We start from the raw sequence: 15,693 nt of genomic DNA, 5'->3' as shown, positions 1-15,693 counted from the left end.
GGCGCGGTGCCGAGATCGCCAAGGTAGCGGTGCACCGATAGATCGTCCGAGCGGATGGCGGGGCGCTTGCCCGAGATCAAATCGGCGAGCAGTTGGCCTGAGCCGCACGACATCGTCCAGCCCAGTGTGCCATGGCCCGTGTTGAGAAACAGGTTGGGCACGGGCGTACGGCCGACGATCGGCGTGCCGTCCGGTGTCATCGGGCGCAGGCCAGTCCAGAACGAGGCGCTGGCTGTTTCGCCCGCGCCCGGAAACAGATCGTTGACGCACATTTCGAGCGTTTCGTGGCGAGCCCGGCGCAGGGTGGGATCAAAGCCGACGATCTCGGCCATGCCGCCCACGCGAATGCGGTCGTCAAAGCGCGTAATCGCAATCTTGTATGTTTCGTCCAGTACCGTCGAGACCGGCGCACACGCGGGATCGATGATCGGCGCCGTGATCGAATAGCCCTTCATCGGATAGACCGGAATTTTCACAATGTCGGCGACGAGCCGTGTCGAGTAAGCACCCAGCGCGACGACATAGGCGTCCGCCTGCAGTACTTCATTGCCACAGCGTACCCCGTCGATACGGCCACCGGCCGCGACGAGCGCATCGATCGACGTGTGAAACCGGAACTTGACGCCAAGCGTTTCGGCGAGCGCAGCAAGCCGCGTCGTGAAAAGGTGGCAATCGCCTGTTTCGTCGCCGGGCAGGCGTAGCCCACCCGTCAGCTTGTGCGAAACGGCCGCAAGCGCCGGCTCCGCGCGCGAAAGCTCGGCCGGGGTGAGCAGCTCGTACGCTACGTTGGCTTCATTCAGTACGGCGATGTCTTTTTGTGCGCCATCGAGCTGCTTTTGCGTGCGAAAGACCTGCAGCGTGCCGCCTGTGCGGCCTTCATAACGAATCCCGGTGTCAGCGCGTAGCGCTTGCAGGCAATCTCGGCTGTACTCGGCCAGTCGGACCATCCGGGCCTTGTTGGTCGCGTACCGCTCGGCCGTGCAGTTTTGCAGCATTTGCCACATCCAGCGCAGTTGGAACGCCGTGCCGTCGAGACGGATCGCGAGCGGCGCATGCTTTTGAAACATCCACTTGATCGCCTTAAGCGGCACGCCCGGTGCAGCCCACGGGGCGGCGTAGCCGGGTGAGATCTGTCCGGCGTTGGCGAAACTCGTTTCCAGAGCGGGGCCGGCCTCGCGGTCGATGACAGTGACTTCATGGCCCGCGCGCGCAAGATAGTAGGCGCTAGTCACGCCGACAACGCCGCCACCCAAGACGATAACTCGCATAAATTGCCTTTAGATGCTCATGGTAGTTCCCGTAGCTATACTATTGCCACGAAAGCAGTTTTTGTTACTATTTTTCTTAGATTTTTGGTGTTTATCATGAGAACGCAACGGCAGCCGATCCGCAAGCTGGACAAGCTCGATCGCCATATCCTGAGGGTCCTGCAGGAGGATGGGCGCATTGCCATGAAGGATCTGGCCGAGCGCGTGGGCTTGACGGTCACGCCTTGCATCGAGCGTGTGAAGAGGATGGAGCGCGATGGGGTCATTACCGGCTACCACGCGCACGTAGACCCGGCCCAGCTTGGCGCGGCGTTGCTTGTCTTCGTCGAAATCACGCTCGATCACAAGAGCGGCAACATGTTCGACCAGTTCCGCCGCGAAGTGTGCAAGATTCCTGAGGTGCTCGAATGCCACCTCGTATCCGGCGATTTCGATTACCTGATCAAGGCGCGCATCAGGGAAATGGCCGACTACCGCAAGCTGCTCGGCGACATCCTGCTGCAATTGCCCGGCGCTACTCAATCGAAGAGTTATGTCGTCATGGAGGAGATCAAAGAGACGTTGACGATCCATGTCGGCGATTAAAAAACGCCGCCGACGGGGCGTCGGAAACATTGGACGGTGCGCGCCAAGTCAGCGCAGTCAAGTAGCGTATCAAGATACCTTCAAGATCTCGCATTGAGGCTCGAAAAAGTGCTGCCGCGCTCGACCAACTCGACGATGAGCGGCGACGGTCTCCAGAAAAGCGGATCTTCCTTCTCGAAGCGGTGCAGATCCGCAAGCACGCTGGCCAACCCGAGTGCATCGGCAAACTTCATGGGGCCACCTCGGTAGCGGGGGAAGCCGTACCCATGCACGAGTGCAACATCGACGTCGAGTGGCCGCAAGGCAATGCCCTCGCGCACGACGTTCGCTGCCTCGTTGATGAGGGCGCTCGTGAGGCGCTGCACGATCTCGTCGTCGCTGAAGTCGCGTAGCACAATGCCCCGGCGCTCGCGCTCGGCTTCGATGAGCGCTTCCACCTCGCGATCAGGCATGCCGGTGCGTGAGCCTTCGGCATAACGATAGAAGCCGCGGCCCGTCTTCTGGCCGAACCACCCGCGCTCGCAGAGCCGGTCGGCAATTTCGACGTAGCGCGCTTTGGGGTCGCGCGTGGGCGCACGCCTTTTTCGGGCAGCCCAGCCGATATCGCCGCCCGCGAGGTCGACGACTTGGTAGGGGCCCATCGCGTAGCCGAAATCGCACATTGCTCGGTCGATCTGATACGGCGAGGCGCCGTCTTCCATCAGATAGTCGGCAGCCGTGCGGTAGACGGCGAGCAGGCGATTGCCGATAAACCCATCGCAAACGCCCGCGCGCACGGGAATCTTCGACAGGCGCTTCGCGAACTCGAAGGCCGTCGCGACGACGTCGGCCGCGACGCGAGCCGGCACAACGACTTCAATAAGCTTCATCACGTTTGCGGGCGAGAAGAAATGCAGCCCGATTACATCGGCGGCACGCGCAGTCGAGCCCGCAATCTCGTTGATGTCGAGATAGGAGGTGTTGGTCGCTAGCACCGCGCCTGGTTTTGCGATGCGGTCCAGTTGCGCAAATACGGATTTTTTGACGGCCATGTCCTCGAATACCGCCTCGATCACAAGATCGGCATCGGCAAGCTGGTCGTAACTCGTGCTGCCCGTGAAGCGCGCCATGGCATCAACCTTTGCGTCGACATCGATACGGCCCTGGGCAACGAGATCGTCGCAGAGGCGCGTGACCTGCGCGCGTGCATGGCCGAGCGCCGCTTCGTCACGTTCGATCAGGGTGACCGGAAAGCCCGCACTGAGCACACACATCGCAATCCCGGCGCCCATCGTGCCACCGCCGACGATGCCGACGCGGGTGATCGCACGGGGCCGCGCCACCCTCGTTTCGGGTGCCTTGGCAACCTCGCGTTCGGCAAAAAACAGATGGGCCAATGCGGCGTGCTGCGGGCTCTCGAGGCAACCCAGAAAAAGCTCGCGTTCACGCGCAAGGCCCTTGTCGAACGGCAGCTCGAGTGCGGCCTCGACGGCGTCGACGATCTTCATCGGGGAGAACAGCCCGCGGCAGCGCTTGGCCGTTTTTTCGCGCGCCGTCTCGATGGCATGGCGGCTCGCCGCTGCGTCGTCGAGTCCGCGCGCGGCGCGCGTCGGGCGCACGTGGACGCCTTCGGCGAGGAGTTCGCGCGCATAGGCAAGCCCATCGCTTACGACATCGTCGGTATGGCTTAGCCGGTCGATGAGGCCGAGTGCAAGCGCTTCTTTCGCGCCGGCGTGCCGGCCCGAGAGCATGAGATCGAGCGCCGCGGCGGCCCCGATCAGTCGCGGCGCGCGCTGCGTGCCGCCCGCACCGGGCATGAGGCCAAGCTTGACTTCGGGCAAGCCGAACTTCGCCCCGGCAACGGCGATGCGGTAATGGGCCGCAAGCGCCACCTCGAGGCCGCCACCGAGCGCCACGCCGTGGATCGCGGCGACGACGGGCTTGGTACTTGCCTCGATGCGGTTGCAGACGTCTGGCAGCCTGGGAGGCAGCGCCGGCTTACCGAACTCGCGGATGTCGGCACCGGCGATGAAAGTGCGGCCGGCGCCGACGATCAAGATTGCCTTCACAGCAGCATCGGCATGAGCGGCGTCAATGGACTCGGCAAGGCCGCGCCGTGCGTCGACGCTGAGCGCGTTGACTGGTGGATTGTCGATGGTGATGACGAGCACTTCACCGTTGAGCGCCCGCGTGACGACGGGCGATGCGGGGGACACTGGAGCGTTGGGTTGACTCATTTGTCGTTTCCGCTCTTTTCACCGATGCGTAATTGAAGGTGCAGCTTGCATTGCGCAGCTGCTAATGCCGCTTGAGACGTTCGATTGTCGAGGCGACACGTCGAGTTGGCAATGGAAGTCGAATTCGAGATTTCTCGTTTCGTGGAATCTCGCGCTTCGGTACGACGGGGATGCGTTGTTGCGCATCAAAATCCGTTACGGCGCGATCGAGCGTTGCCTGTGCGTCCTTTGCGCAGGCTTGGGCGACCCGGCCCATTTAGGCGCCAGAGTACCCAGTGATGGCGCTACGTGTCGATAGAGGTGCCGCGAAGCTGCCGGTCTCGCTCAGGGGCCGAGCGAGACCGGCAAACGATGCGAAAGGGGATGCAAAGGGGCAACGCTAACTTCCCTTGCATCGCGGCGAGTAATGTCCTAGGTCAATGTCTTACGTCCCCAGGAAGCCACAGTCTAGTGGTGGTCGCGACGGGTCTTTTTCACATCCTCCTTGACATCGCCATAGGTCTTGCGAGCTTCGCCCGCGCCTTGCTGGACATTGCCCTTGGCTTGCTGCGCCTGGTCACCGGTGGCTTTGCCCACCCCTTCGTTCACTTTTCCTTTTGCTTTCTCCGCTACGCCCTTCACTTGATCCTTGTTCATGCGAACCTCCATTGGACTCGCCGCATGTGCGGCAGCCCACGTTGCCGCAATGTGCGTGCCCGCACGGCACCGTCGCCGTCAGCCGACTCAAGACGTAGAGGCCGCTGACTTGGTGGTCGGGCGGGGTGCATGCTCCGGCTCATGCGCCTGCGTGCGCTCCTCATCGGCCTTATCAGCCGTACGGATCCGCGGCCCGACGAGCGGCGCGAGCTTTGGCCCGAGCGACTTCAGCAGCTGCACCGCCAGCGCACTGGTATAGCTGTAATGGGCGGCGTAGGGCTCGTGAGTGATGGCGCTCAACGTGCCGAAAAAGCGGTTGTCGATGACAAAGACGAAAGTGCCGGTGCGATTGACTTTACGCGACTCGATGACGCGACCCCCGGGAGCATAAACCTCGAAGCGTTGATCGCCTGTGCCCGTCTTGCCGTACACATCGAGCGCACGCCCGTCGCCGAGGGGCAAGCCGTGCGCAAGTCGTGTGCCGGTACCGCCTTGCACGACGTCGCGCAAAAGGCCCTGAACGACGACTGCGATTTCGGGCTGCAACTGCGGGGCTTGCGTGCTTGCGATGTGAGAGAAGTGCGTTTCGAACGGCGTGCCGGACGCGAATTCGAACGATTCAATGCTTTGGGGCGGCAGCATCCTGCCGTCGTTCGCGACGATGCCGATGAGTTGCGCGAGCGAATCCGGCCGATCCCCTGAAGCGCCGACGGCGGCGCCGTACGAGGGCGTTACGGTGGCAAAGGGGTAGCCCAGTGCACGCCACGACTGTGCGATTCGTTCGTATGCTTCCAACTCGACCATGCGCCGCACGCGCCGGTCCTGCTTACCGCGCTGCCGCGTCTTGAACAGCCACGCGTACGACGTGACACGTGCTTCCCGGCTGGCCTCCTTCAACTCGCGCTCCGACGCGTTGGGATGCTGGCGCAGATAGTTGAGCATCCAGAGCTCGAGGGGGTGCACACGCGCGATGTAGCCGCGATCGTTGAGATTGAACTTGTCGACGCCGTACTTGTTGTAAAGCGTGTCGAGATCGTCTTCGTTCAGTGAGGCGTCGGGCGTGCCCTTGAGCGCGGCTCGCATGCGGGCATCGAACCAGCTGCGCGGCTCGTCGGGTGCGACGCTGCGCAAGGCCGTAGCGAGTTTGGGCGGCGACTTGCGCATGCCGTCGATGAGCGTGTCGAGTGCGGCATCGGGCGATTTGCCCCCGTACTTCAAGTAAAAGCGATGCAGGTAGACAAGGCTCTCTTGATCGACGAACTGCGTCAGATACCGTTCGCGCCGCTCGGTATCGTCGGTCCAGTCGTCGGAGGGGCCGGCCGCCTCGACCATCTCATAGTGCACGATGTCGCGCATGAGTCGAACGAAGACCAGATTAACCGAATGCTTGAAGGCCTCGTGGACGGTCAATATGCGGCCATTGTCGGATTTTTCGAAGTTCGAAAACACTTGCATGCCGCCGCCCGTCGAAAACGCTTCGGGACTCGCCGAGTACTTCCGCTCGACGGCTGCCTCGAGCATCGCAGGGAGCGACCGGTCGCTCGTGCTCGCAAGGTATTCGACAGCCCAGCGGGTGAGTTCATCGAGCGGGTCCGGTTGTATCTGACGCAGTTGCGCTGCCGGCATCGTGGCGTAGCGCTGATGCAGTGTCGCCACGATCTGCAAGTAATTCACGATCGTGCGCAGCTTGGCCGTCGAGCCGAGATTGAGGCGTGCGCCCCGGTTGATGTCGAAGGGCTGGTTCACGCTATCGGTTTGCACGCGCAGCAAGTTTTCGCCGCCGCGGCGCTCGAACAGCGTGAAGCTGAACGTGATTTTCGAGGGATCGTCCCCGGGACGCAGCAAGTCGGCACCGTAGAGTCCGGCGGCCTTGGCACCCTCAACGGTCCCCGCCCGCTCGATTGCTTCGCTGACGGCTGCCTGCACGTCCTTGTTCAGGGTGGCGTGCGCGCTCAGATCGAGCCGGTCGAGATCGTACACGTTGCCAACGCCGAGCGATTCCATGAGCTGCGTGCGCAGCAACGTGACCGCCTTGCGTGAGACGTAGGACGTTGCAGGCTCCGCGGAGGGGATGCCGCGCTGAAGCTCGAGCCGCTCGGCGAGCGCGGCGTCACGCAGCGGCTGCGATATGACGCCATTGGCCGCGAGCACGCGCAAGTGGCTGTCGGTCAATCGCTCGAGCGCTGCAGGGTGGCGTACGAGGTAGTACGAGGGCGCGCGCTGGGCGATGAGCAGCGACAACGTCTGTTTGAACGCCAGCGCCGCTTTGCGCAGTGTTTCCGGGGACACCTCGCCACTCGGGCCCTGGAGGCTCGCTTGCGAAAGCAACTCGTTGACTTCGCGGAAATCGCGCCCGTACCAGGCTGCGAGGCCGTCGCCGAGCCCCTCGATCTCCCCGACGCGCGGCTGCGCGGCAAGTGGCACTGTGTTCAGATAGCGCACGACGATCGAGTGGCGCATCGGCAGCGTATCTTCGCCGTCCAGATAAGCGCGTACCGACGCCGACGCAATCTGTCGCAATTTTTCTGGCGGCGTCGCGGTGCGGCCGTCCGGCGAATGGCGGAACTTCTCGATTTGCGTAGCCAACGTGCTGCCGCCCGGCGTCGATTGATTGTGCTTCACGAATCGCAGCACTTGGTCGCTCAACGCGCGCGAAAAGCGGCCCCAGTCGATGGCGGGATTGCGTTGTGGAACGGTCGCGTCGAGCAGGTTGCGGTCTTCGATAAAGGTCAGTGTACTGACGACGAGGGGGGGAATCGCATTGAAGTCGGGATAAACGAGCGCCGGATAGCGCGCGCCGAAAAGCGGTTCTCCGTCCATGTCGAAGAGTTGGAGACCGGTTTGGTCTTTTTCCGCATACGGCAAGAAAAGGCCCCGATCGGCGATCGAAATCATCGTCGGAGATAGGCGTGCTTGGCGAGTGATCGCATAGCCGCGCTCGGATAGACGTTTCTCGAAATCAGAGAGCTGCGCGTAGCCGAGCCGAATGTCGTAGGGGCCGCTCGAAGACGCGCTGGGAAAATGGATGCGGTCGCTCGCTCCCGGTTCAAGGGTAAACGAGACACCGCGGTCCAACCGTGCCAGGTAGCGCGCTTGCAGTCGCGAGGTCTGCATTTCGACCGATGCGAAGTAGGCGAGAATACCTAGCGAAGCCGCTGCGGCAAGGCTCATACACCACTTCAGGCGCGCACCGGTGGACATGGTGGCGATGACGCGAAGCGTCGTCATGCGGGCGAGTGGTCGATTCATTGTTAGCTCCTCCGGTGCCTCGGCGTGAATGCGCTCCTGACACCGCAGCGTGCGTATCAGTTTAGTCACGCTGATCCGTTTGCGCACCATGGGGGCGTGGTGTCGCGCACAAATTGCCGAACCGCGCCGGCGAGCGACGCCAAACTTCAGACGCTTTGTGTCATCTCGACCGTGCTGCTGGCGGTAAGTCCGGAGGAAAGGCGGGAAGAGAAGCCAAATGGCATGAGGACGCGCCCCCCGCTTGCAATCGCGTGGCGCGCGCAACGCGGCGTGCTCAATACATGGTGTAGTTCAATACATATCGATATGCCGTGCGTGCGTGCCGAAAAGGGTGCGCGAATGCTTCGGACGAGGCCGATGATCGCGAGTGCGCGGTAACGATTGATGAATCAATCATAGGAATTGCTTCGCGTCTTCGGGTGTTTTGGCGATGTGACGGCCAACGTCGAAGGACCCCGGCGCGCGGTCACTCACGGAAGGTTTTCGCGGTCTCGTCGGCCGCGTGCCGCAGATCGGGCAAGAACGCGAGCAGATTGTCGAGCGTCACGCGCCCGACAGGCGCCTGCACAGCGATCGCCGCGCATGCGCGGTTGCGATCGAGCATCACCGGAACCGCAATCGCGATCAGGCCTTGCAGATGCTCCTGGTTATTGATCGCAAGCTGCCGCCGGCGCGTCGCGGCGAGCTCCTTGCGCAGCGCCTCGCGGTCGGTAATGGTGCTCTCCGAATAGGCACGCAGCGGCAGTGTCGCTATCACACGCTCACGCCGGTCTTTCGGCAGGAAGCTGAGCAACAGCTTGCCGCTCGCCGAGCAGTGCAGAGGCACATGCGAGCCCGGCTGCAGATGCATGCGCAGCGGCCATTCAGTTTCGACGCGGTCCACGTAGACGATGTCGTTGCCCGACAGCATGGTCAGGTTGCAGGTCTCGCCGATCTTCGCGACGAGCTGCTCCAGCAACACGTGGCGCGCCGCTGCGGGTCCGGCATGCATGAGCACATTGACGGCCAGCATGCGCACGCGCGGCGAACATTCATAGAGCTTGTCGCCGGCGCCGCGCGTGACGAGCCACGCGTCGGTCAGCTGCCCGAGGATGCGGTGCACGGTCTGTTTGGGTAGGCCGAGCGTGTGCACGAGATCCTGCATGGATAGAGGGTGGCGCGACTCGGCAAGCGTTTCCAGCACGCGAAATGCTCGTACCGCCGCCGCATTGGATTGGTTCGAGGTCGACACCATGCCTCCTGAAGACGGCGCTTAGCGCCGCTCTTGCCATCATTGTGCATCTCACTGTGCAGTTTTCGGGACTCGAAGAAGTCCCGAAATTCGAAGTTTTCGCTGCACTGTCCGATGCAGTCAGGGAATGTTCGGGAAACGGGACTCGCGACGCGTCGCCGATGAATAGATTGGCAGTACTGCCAATTTTTTCGATCGGGAGTGACACGTATGAATGTCAGGGCCACCACTGTTGAAGCTGCCGGCGAACATGTAGAGGGCGGCGAGGTAGGGCGGCGTGTCGCCGAACTCGTAGCACGCGCGCGTGACGCACAACGAGCGTTCGAATCCGCCGGACAGGAGACGCTCGACAGGGCCGCCGCCGCGGCCGCCTGGGCGATCCTGGAGCCGACGCGCAATCGCCAGCTCGCCGAGATGGCGGTGCGCGACACCGGACTCGGCAATGCCGACGACAAATTCCGCAAGAACTACCGCAAGACACTCGGGCTGATGCGCGACTTGCACGGCCAAAAAACCTCCGGCGTGATCGCGCGCAACCCGGCGACCGGCATTGTAGAAATCGCCCGCGCGGTGGGGATCGTCGCGGCGGTCACGCCGTCCACGAATCCGGCCGCCACGCCGGCGAACAAGATCGTCAGTGCGCTCAAATGCGGCAACGCGGTGATCGTCGCACCCTCGCCGAAGGGTTATTCGTCGTGTGCATTGCTGATCGACTTCATCCACGCGCAGTTCAGGAAGGCCGGGCTCGATTCTGCACTGGTGCAGATGCTGCCAGAACCGATCAGCAAGGCTGCGACCGCTGCGCTGATGCGCGAGGCCGACCTCGTCGTGGCGACGGGATCGCAAGCGAACGTACGCATGGCCTACTCGAGCGGCACGCCGGCCTTCGGGGTTGGGGCGGGCAATGTCGCGTCGATCGTCGAGCGCTCGGCGGATTTGCGCGATGCGGCGCACCGCATCACGCTATCGAAGACGTTCGACTACGCGACGAGCTGCTCGTCGGAAAACAGCGTCGTGATCGAGGACGCGGTGTACGACGCGATGCTCGACGAACTGGCCCGGTGCGGCGGCGTGCTGCTCGATGCGGCGCAGAAGGCGCAGCTGCAGACGGCGATGTGGCACGAGGGCAAGCTTTCCGGGCACTGCACGGCCAAACCCGCGACGCGGATCGCGCAGGTTGCCGGCCTCGACGAGGTGGCCGCGCGCGAGCCGAAGTTCCTGATGGTCGAGGAAAGTGGCTTCGGGCCAGACCATCCGTTCTCGGGCGAAAAACTCGCGCCGGTCCTCGCGGTCTATCGCGCGCGCGATTTTGCCGATGCCGAGCATATCGTTCGCAATATCTACGCATACATGGGCGCGGGCCACTCGGTCGGGCTGCACACGGCGCAGACGGACCTCGCAATCGGACTGGGCGAGCGGTTGCCGGTTGCGCGCGTAATCGTGAACCAGGCGCACTGCCTCGCGACGGGCGGCAACTTTGACAACGGTCTGCCGTTCTCGCTCTCGATGGGTTGCGGCACCTGGGGCCGCAACAACTTCTCCGGCAATCTTGGCTTTCGTCATTACCTGAATGTGACGCGCGTCGCGTATCCGATCGCGGAGCAGGTGCCGGAGCTCGACGAGCTGCTGGGCGATTACTTCAGGAGAGTCGGCCGATGAGCACGCCTATGACTCTGCGCGCCGTGATCGACGCACGCGCCGCGCAGTATCCCGATAAGCCATTCCTTCTTGCGGTGCGCGAAGGCGATGCAGCCGGCGCGTCGCTCACGTTCGCCGTGCTGCGTGAGCGCTGCCGCACGCTCGAAACGCGTTTTCGCGATGCCGGGCTGCAACGGGGCGACGTCGTTTCGGTATTCATGGGCAATGGCAACCAGACCGCTACGCTGCTGCTCGGGGCGATGTACAGCGGGCTTGTTGCGCATCCGCTGAACCTGCTGTGCCAAGCGTCGCAATTGCGCTACATCGTCGAGCATTCGGACACTCGCATGATATTTGTCTGCGACGAGACTGTTGACGCGCTGGCCGCCGCGCTCTCCCAACTTCGTGAGCAGGGCATGACACGCGAGATTGCGCTTGTGCACACAGCGCCCGATGCCGTCGATCTGCCGACGTTGCCGTTCGTCGAGGCGGCGCTCGCCGAAGCGGCCGCGCCGGCCCGCGAAGCGCTGCGACGGGCCACCGGTGCAACGACGCGCGCCGCCGCGGTCGACGCAGCCCTCGCGAGCGAGGCCAGCGACGCGACCGACATCGCGCTGCTGATGTACACCTCGGGCACGACGGGCGCGCCCAAAGGTGTGCTGCTGAGCCACCGCAACCTGCTCGCGAATGCGCGCAACATCAGCGCCGAGCACCGGCTCGGCGCCGAGGATCGCGCGCTCGCGTCGCTGCCGCTCTATCACATCAACGGGCTTGTGGTGACGCTCATCGCGCCGCTTTATCACGCGGGATCGGTGGTGATGGCGCCGCGTTTCTCGGCGCGTACCTTCTGGCGCGACACCTCGCGCTACGGCTGCACCTGGATCAACCTGGTGCCGACCATCGTCGCGTTCTTGCTGAACGGCGACGCGCCGCACGGTTTCGATCTCTCGAGGCTGAGGTTTTGCCGCAGCGCGTCGGCCGCGCTGCCGCGCGACCATCACCGCGCGTTCGAGGAGCGCTTCGGTATCGGCATCATCGAGACGATGGGCATGACCGAAACGGCTGCACCGATCTTCAGCAATCCCTACGAGCCGGTTCGGCGGCGCATCGGCAGTATCGGGCTGACCTCGGGCAGCGAGGCGAAGGTAATCGATCTCGAAGGCCGCGAGTGCGGGCCTAATCAGTGCGGCGAAATCGTAGTGCGCGGCGAGCAAGTGATGCGCGGCTACTACAAGCGCCCGGAAGAGACCGCGAAGGCGTTCACGGCCGACGGCTGGCTGCGCAGCGGCGACCTCGGCTACTGCGACGACGAGGGCTACTTCTACATCAACGGCCGCTCGAAGGAACTGATCATTAAGGGCGGGGAAAACATCGCGCCCCGCGAAATCGACGAGGCGCTGCTGCGCCACCCGGGCGTGCTTGACGCCGCTGCGGTCGGCGTACCGGACCCCACCTACGGACAGGAGATTGTTGCGTTCGTTGTGCCGCGCGACACGCACTGGTCCGGCGCGCCCGATCCCGACGAGCTGCGCGCGCACTGCTTGCGAGAGCTGGGCCGCTACAAGACGCCGAAGGAAATTCGCTTCGTAAGCGAGCTGCCGCGTGGCCCGTCGGGCAAGGTACAGCGCCTCAAGCTCGTGGCCCCGCCGCCCGACTGATGTATCGCCCCAGTCGCGCCGAGTGCTCGGCAATCGCCACAGCGGTCATCACAAATGAGACAGCGGGAGACGACAGCATGAAACAGCACGTACAGCGCGTGAAGACGCGTCACATCATTTTGGCGGTCATGTGTCTGATGTATTTCATCTCTTACATTGACCGCGTGAACATCGCCGTCGCGGGGCCGCTGATCCGGCACGAGATGGGTCTGACGCCGGCGCAGCTCGGCCTCGTATTTTCGGCGTTCGCTTATCCGTATGCGGCGATGCAAATCATCGGCGGTTGGTTATCGGACAAGTTCGGGCCGAAGCTGGTGCTGACGGTGCTCTCGCTGATCTGGGGCGCGGCGACGCTCGCGACGGGCTTCGCCGGCAGCGTCATGGTGCTAGTGATGCTGCGCTTCGTGCTCGGTATCGGCGAGGGCGGCGCGTTCCCCACGGCCACGCGCGCATTTACCTACTGGATGCCGGTTGGCGAGCGCGGCTTTGCGCAGGGCATCACGCACAGCTTCGCGCGCCTCGGCGGTGCGGTGACGCCGCCGCTCGTGCTTGCGGTAGTGGTCGCGCGCGGCTGGCGCGACGCATTTATCCTGCTCGGCATCGCGAGCCTCGCGTGGACGGTGCTCTACCTGTTCGTGTTCACGAATTCGCCGGAGCAAAATCGCCGCATCACGCCCGAAGAAACCGCCGAAATAGGCTATTGCAAAGGTGACTGCGAGCGCGTTAAGCGTTCGTCGACGCCGTGGCGCAAGCTGATCCACCGCATGTGGCTCGTCACTTTTGTCGACTTTTGCTATGGCTGGCTGCTGTGGGTCTATCTGACCTGGCTGCCGTCCTATCTCAAGGAGTCACGCGGCTTCGACCTAAAACACCTCGCACTCTTCACCGCGTTACCGCTGCTCGCGGGCGTGATCGGCGACACGCTCGGCGGCGTGGTGTCCGACCGGATCTTCAAGCTCACCGGGCGGCTGCGCTTCGCGCGGTGCTCCGTGTTAGTGGTCGGCATGGGCGGTTCGCTCGCGTTCCTGCTGCCGATGATCTCAGTGGCGGACCCGTTGACGGCGGTGTGGTTGCTCACCGGCTCGTTCTTCTTCCTCGAAATCACGAATCCGGTTCTGTGGACGTTGCCGCTCGATATCGCGGGCAAGTACGCGGGCACAGCGGGCGGGATGATGAACACGGGCTTTGGTGTCGCCGGGATGCTCTCGCCGGTCGTGTTCGGCTTTCTAATCGAACATACCGGCAGCTACAACGTGCCGTTCATGGTCTCGGCGGGGTTGCTTGCAGTCGGCATCGTCGCGGCGCTGTTCATCAACACGAGCCACACTGTCGACGCTGATGAGGAGCGCGAGCGGCGCGAGGGCGCCCAAAAGGGCGGTGCCTTTGCGTTTCTCGACTCGGCGCCAGCCGTGCGGATCGAGCGGCATACCTTGCGCCGGCCGCTGCGTTGGTGGCGTTGAGCGGGCAGCCGCGCCGCGCAGCGGGCGGCGCGGCTTCGGCGGCATCCGCCTAATTCGCGCGCCAGCTTGCGAGCGCCGCGGATCAGGCTGGATGTGTCGAAGCGGCCACCGCCAGGTTGCTGCACGTCTCGCGCGGAACGGGTCGGCGAGCGCTGTGACCAGCGATTACGTTCCAACGGTTTCTGTCCGCGTATCGCGTTAAGCACTTTAAGTGCTGGCATGCGCGGCATGCTCATGCCGCGATGCAGTCGGCGATAAGTGATCTTCCAGGATCATGTCCGCGGCCTTTTCGGCGATCATGATGACGGGCGCGTTGGTGTTGCCCGAGACGAGCTCCGGCATGATCGACGCATCGACAACGCGCAGCCGCGCAATGCCGTGCACGCGCAGCCTGTCGTCCACGACCGCGAGCGGATCGCGGCCCATCTTGCAGGTGCCCACCGGGTGATAGATCGACTGGCTGAACTGGCGGGCCGCGCCGAGTAGCTCGGCGTCGCTCCGATACTGCGTGCCGGGCACGAACTCGGAGACGATGTGCGGCGCAAGCGAGGGCGCGTCGGCGATGCGCCGGGCGACTTTGATCCCGCCGACCACCACCGGATGGTCGCGCTCGTCAGACAGATAGTTGGCGTAAATGGCCGGATACTGCAGCGGATCGGTCGAGCGAATCTCGACGCTGCCGCGGCTGAACGGCCGCAGTTGGCATACCGACGCGGTGAACGCAGAGAACGGGTGCGCAACCTTGCCGGGCTTGTCGGCGCTGAGCGGCTGCATGTGGAACTGGATGTCGGGACGATCGACATCGGGGCTCGAGCGCGTGAAGATGGCGACCTGGCTCGCGGCCAACGTGAGCGGCCCAGTCCGCCAAAGCGCGTATTGCAAGCCGATCCACGCACGGCGAAGCGGATCGTTGACCTCGTCGTTGAGTGTGCGTTCGCGTGTGCGGAATACGAGCCGCACTTGCAGATGGTCCTGCAGATTCCGCCCGACGCCGGGCAGGTCAACTTGCACAGGCACGCCGACGCCTTGCAGCAGCTTTGCGGGGCCGACGCCGGAATGCTGGAGGAGCTGCGGCGAGCCGATCGCGCCGGATGCAAGAATGACCTCGACGCGCGCGCGTGCCGTCTTGCGTTCGCCGCCCTGCATGTACTCGACGCCGATGGCTTTGCGGCCTTCGAAGAGCACGCGGAAGGCCTGCGCGTGCGTCTCGACGCGGAGGTTGCGTCGTTCGCGCGCGGGCTTGAGAAAGCCCTTTGCGGTGCTACAGCGAAGCCCCTTGTAGGCCGTCTGCTGGAAATAGCCGACGCCCTCCTGTGTGGGGCCGTTGTAGTCAGGGTTGAAAGGGATGCCGATTTCCTGCGCGGCCGCGATGAAATGATCGGCGATCGGCCGGCGCAGCCGGAGGTCGGAGACTTTCAGCGGCCCGCCGATGCCGTGATACGCGTCGGTGCCGCGCTCCTGATCTTCGGATTTCCGGAAGTAGGGCAGTACCTCGGCATAGCTCCAGCCTCGGTTGCCGAGTTCGGCCCATCGATCGTAATCCTCACGTTGGCCGCGCACGTAAAGGAGGCCATTGAGCGAGCTCGAACCGCCCAGCACTTTGCCTCGCGGCCAATCGATCCGGCGGCCGGCGACGTTGTCGTCGGGCTCAGTGCGATAACACCAGTCGAATTTGGGATCGTGCATGGTCTTGAAATAGCCGACAGGCACGTGGATCCAGGGGCTCGTATCTTTGCCGCCGGCTTCCAGCAG

At 63.7% G+C, this 15,693-nt stretch carries 10 protein-coding genes; 4 read left to right on the top strand and 6 right to left on the bottom strand.

The genetic code is table 11. The features are described 5' to 3' along the window. Positions 1-1,268: D-amino acid dehydrogenase (locus VL598_RS06050; RefSeq protein WP_325325795.1), on the bottom strand; the 1,268-nt coding region annotated here is incomplete at its 3' end. Between the two features lie 96 nt (positions 1,269-1,364). On the opposite strand from VL598_RS06050, the gene VL598_RS06045 reads away from it, so the two are divergent. After that, positions 1,365-1,853: an Lrp/AsnC ligand binding domain-containing protein gene (locus VL598_RS06045; RefSeq protein WP_325325794.1), complete on the top strand. Its 489-nt coding sequence runs from the start codon at positions 1,365-1,367 to the stop codon at positions 1,851-1,853. An 80-nt stretch (positions 1,854-1,933) separates the two neighbouring features. Here the strand turns inward: VL598_RS06045 and VL598_RS06040 are convergent, their stop codons facing one another. The 4 genes from VL598_RS06040 to VL598_RS06025 all read right to left on the bottom strand — a co-directional run bounded on the left by VL598_RS06040 (position 1,934) and on the right by VL598_RS06025 (position 9,188). After that, the gene (locus VL598_RS06040) at positions 1,934-4,069 is read right to left on the bottom strand and encodes a 3-hydroxyacyl-CoA dehydrogenase NAD-binding domain-containing protein (RefSeq protein WP_325325793.1); all 2,136 of its coding nucleotides are present in this window, start codon (positions 4,067-4,069) and stop codon (positions 1,934-1,936) included. 447 nt (positions 4,070-4,516) lie between these two features. Further along, the gene (locus VL598_RS06035; protein ID WP_325325792.1) at positions 4,517-4,705 is read right to left on the bottom strand and encodes a CsbD family protein; all 189 of its coding nucleotides are present in this window, start codon (positions 4,703-4,705) and stop codon (positions 4,517-4,519) included. Positions 4,706-4,792: 87 nt separating this feature from the next. After that, positions 4,793-7,954 carry a transglycosylase domain-containing protein gene (locus VL598_RS06030; RefSeq protein ID WP_325325791.1) on the bottom strand — a complete coding sequence of 1,054 codons (3,162 nt, stop codon included), beginning with the start codon at positions 7,952-7,954 and terminating at the stop codon, positions 4,793-4,795. 466 nt (positions 7,955-8,420) lie between these two features. Further along, positions 8,421-9,188, bottom strand: a complete 768-nt coding sequence (locus VL598_RS06025; RefSeq protein ID WP_325325790.1) for an IclR family transcriptional regulator — start codon at positions 9,186-9,188, stop codon at positions 8,421-8,423. 207 nt (positions 9,189-9,395) lie between these two features. Here VL598_RS06025 and sauS point away from each other — a divergent pair, with 207 nt between their 5' ends. The 3 genes from sauS (at position 9,396) to VL598_RS06010 (ending at position 13,941) form a co-directional block, all read left to right on the top strand. Next, the gene (sauS, locus tag VL598_RS06020) at positions 9,396-10,844 is read left to right on the top strand and encodes an acylating sulfoacetaldehyde dehydrogenase (protein WP_325325789.1); all 1,449 of its coding nucleotides are present in this window, start codon (positions 9,396-9,398) and stop codon (positions 10,842-10,844) included. Then, positions 10,841-12,481 (top strand): AMP-binding protein, encoded by a 1,641-nt coding sequence (locus VL598_RS06015; RefSeq protein ID WP_325325788.1) that lies wholly within the window; start codon positions 10,841-10,843, stop codon positions 12,479-12,481. Before sauS ends, VL598_RS06015 begins: the two co-directional genes overlap by 4 nt. A gap of 77 nt (positions 12,482-12,558) precedes the next feature. Continuing rightward, entirely contained in the window at positions 12,559-13,941 is a 1,383-nt protein-coding gene (locus VL598_RS06010) for an MFS transporter (protein WP_325325787.1), read from the top strand. A 207-nt stretch (positions 13,942-14,148) separates the two neighbouring features. Here the strand turns inward: VL598_RS06010 and VL598_RS06005 are convergent. Continuing rightward, positions 14,149-15,693: GMC family oxidoreductase (locus VL598_RS06005; RefSeq protein WP_325325786.1), on the bottom strand; the 1,545-nt coding region annotated here is incomplete at its 5' end.

It is taken from the genome of Trinickia sp. (assembly GCF_035492435.1).
GTDB lineage: Bacteria > Pseudomonadota > Gammaproteobacteria > Burkholderiales > Burkholderiaceae > Trinickia.
The sequence above is the reverse complement of the archived record's forward strand: the minus strand, read 5'-3'. Positions and strand labels throughout refer to the sequence as shown.

What these genes read in the sequence shown, in the direction of transcription:
- VL598_RS06035 (WP_325325792.1), bottom strand. Translation starts at nt 4,705, where the DNA reads ATGAACAAGGATCAAGTGAAGGGCGTAGCGGAGAAAGCAAAAGGAAAA.
- VL598_RS06040 (WP_325325793.1), bottom strand. Translation starts at nt 4,069, where the DNA reads ATGAGTCAACCCAACGCTCCAGTGTCCCCCGCATCGCCCGTCGTCACG.
- VL598_RS06015 (WP_325325788.1), top strand. Translation starts at nt 10,841, where the DNA reads ATGAGCACGCCTATGACTCTGCGCGCCGTGATCGACGCACGCGCCGCG.
- VL598_RS06010 (WP_325325787.1), top strand. Translation starts at nt 12,559, where the DNA reads ATGAAACAGCACGTACAGCGCGTGAAGACGCGTCACATCATTTTGGCG.
- sauS (WP_325325789.1), top strand. Translation starts at nt 9,396, where the DNA reads ATGAATGTCAGGGCCACCACTGTTGAAGCTGCCGGCGAACATGTAGAG.
- VL598_RS06045 (WP_325325794.1), top strand. Translation starts at nt 1,365, where the DNA reads ATGAGAACGCAACGGCAGCCGATCCGCAAGCTGGACAAGCTCGATCGC.
- VL598_RS06030 (WP_325325791.1), bottom strand. Translation starts at nt 7,954, where the DNA reads ATGAATCGACCACTCGCCCGCATGACGACGCTTCGCGTCATCGCCACC.
- VL598_RS06025 (WP_325325790.1), bottom strand. Translation starts at nt 9,188, where the DNA reads ATGGTGTCGACCTCGAACCAATCCAATGCGGCGGCGGTACGAGCATTT.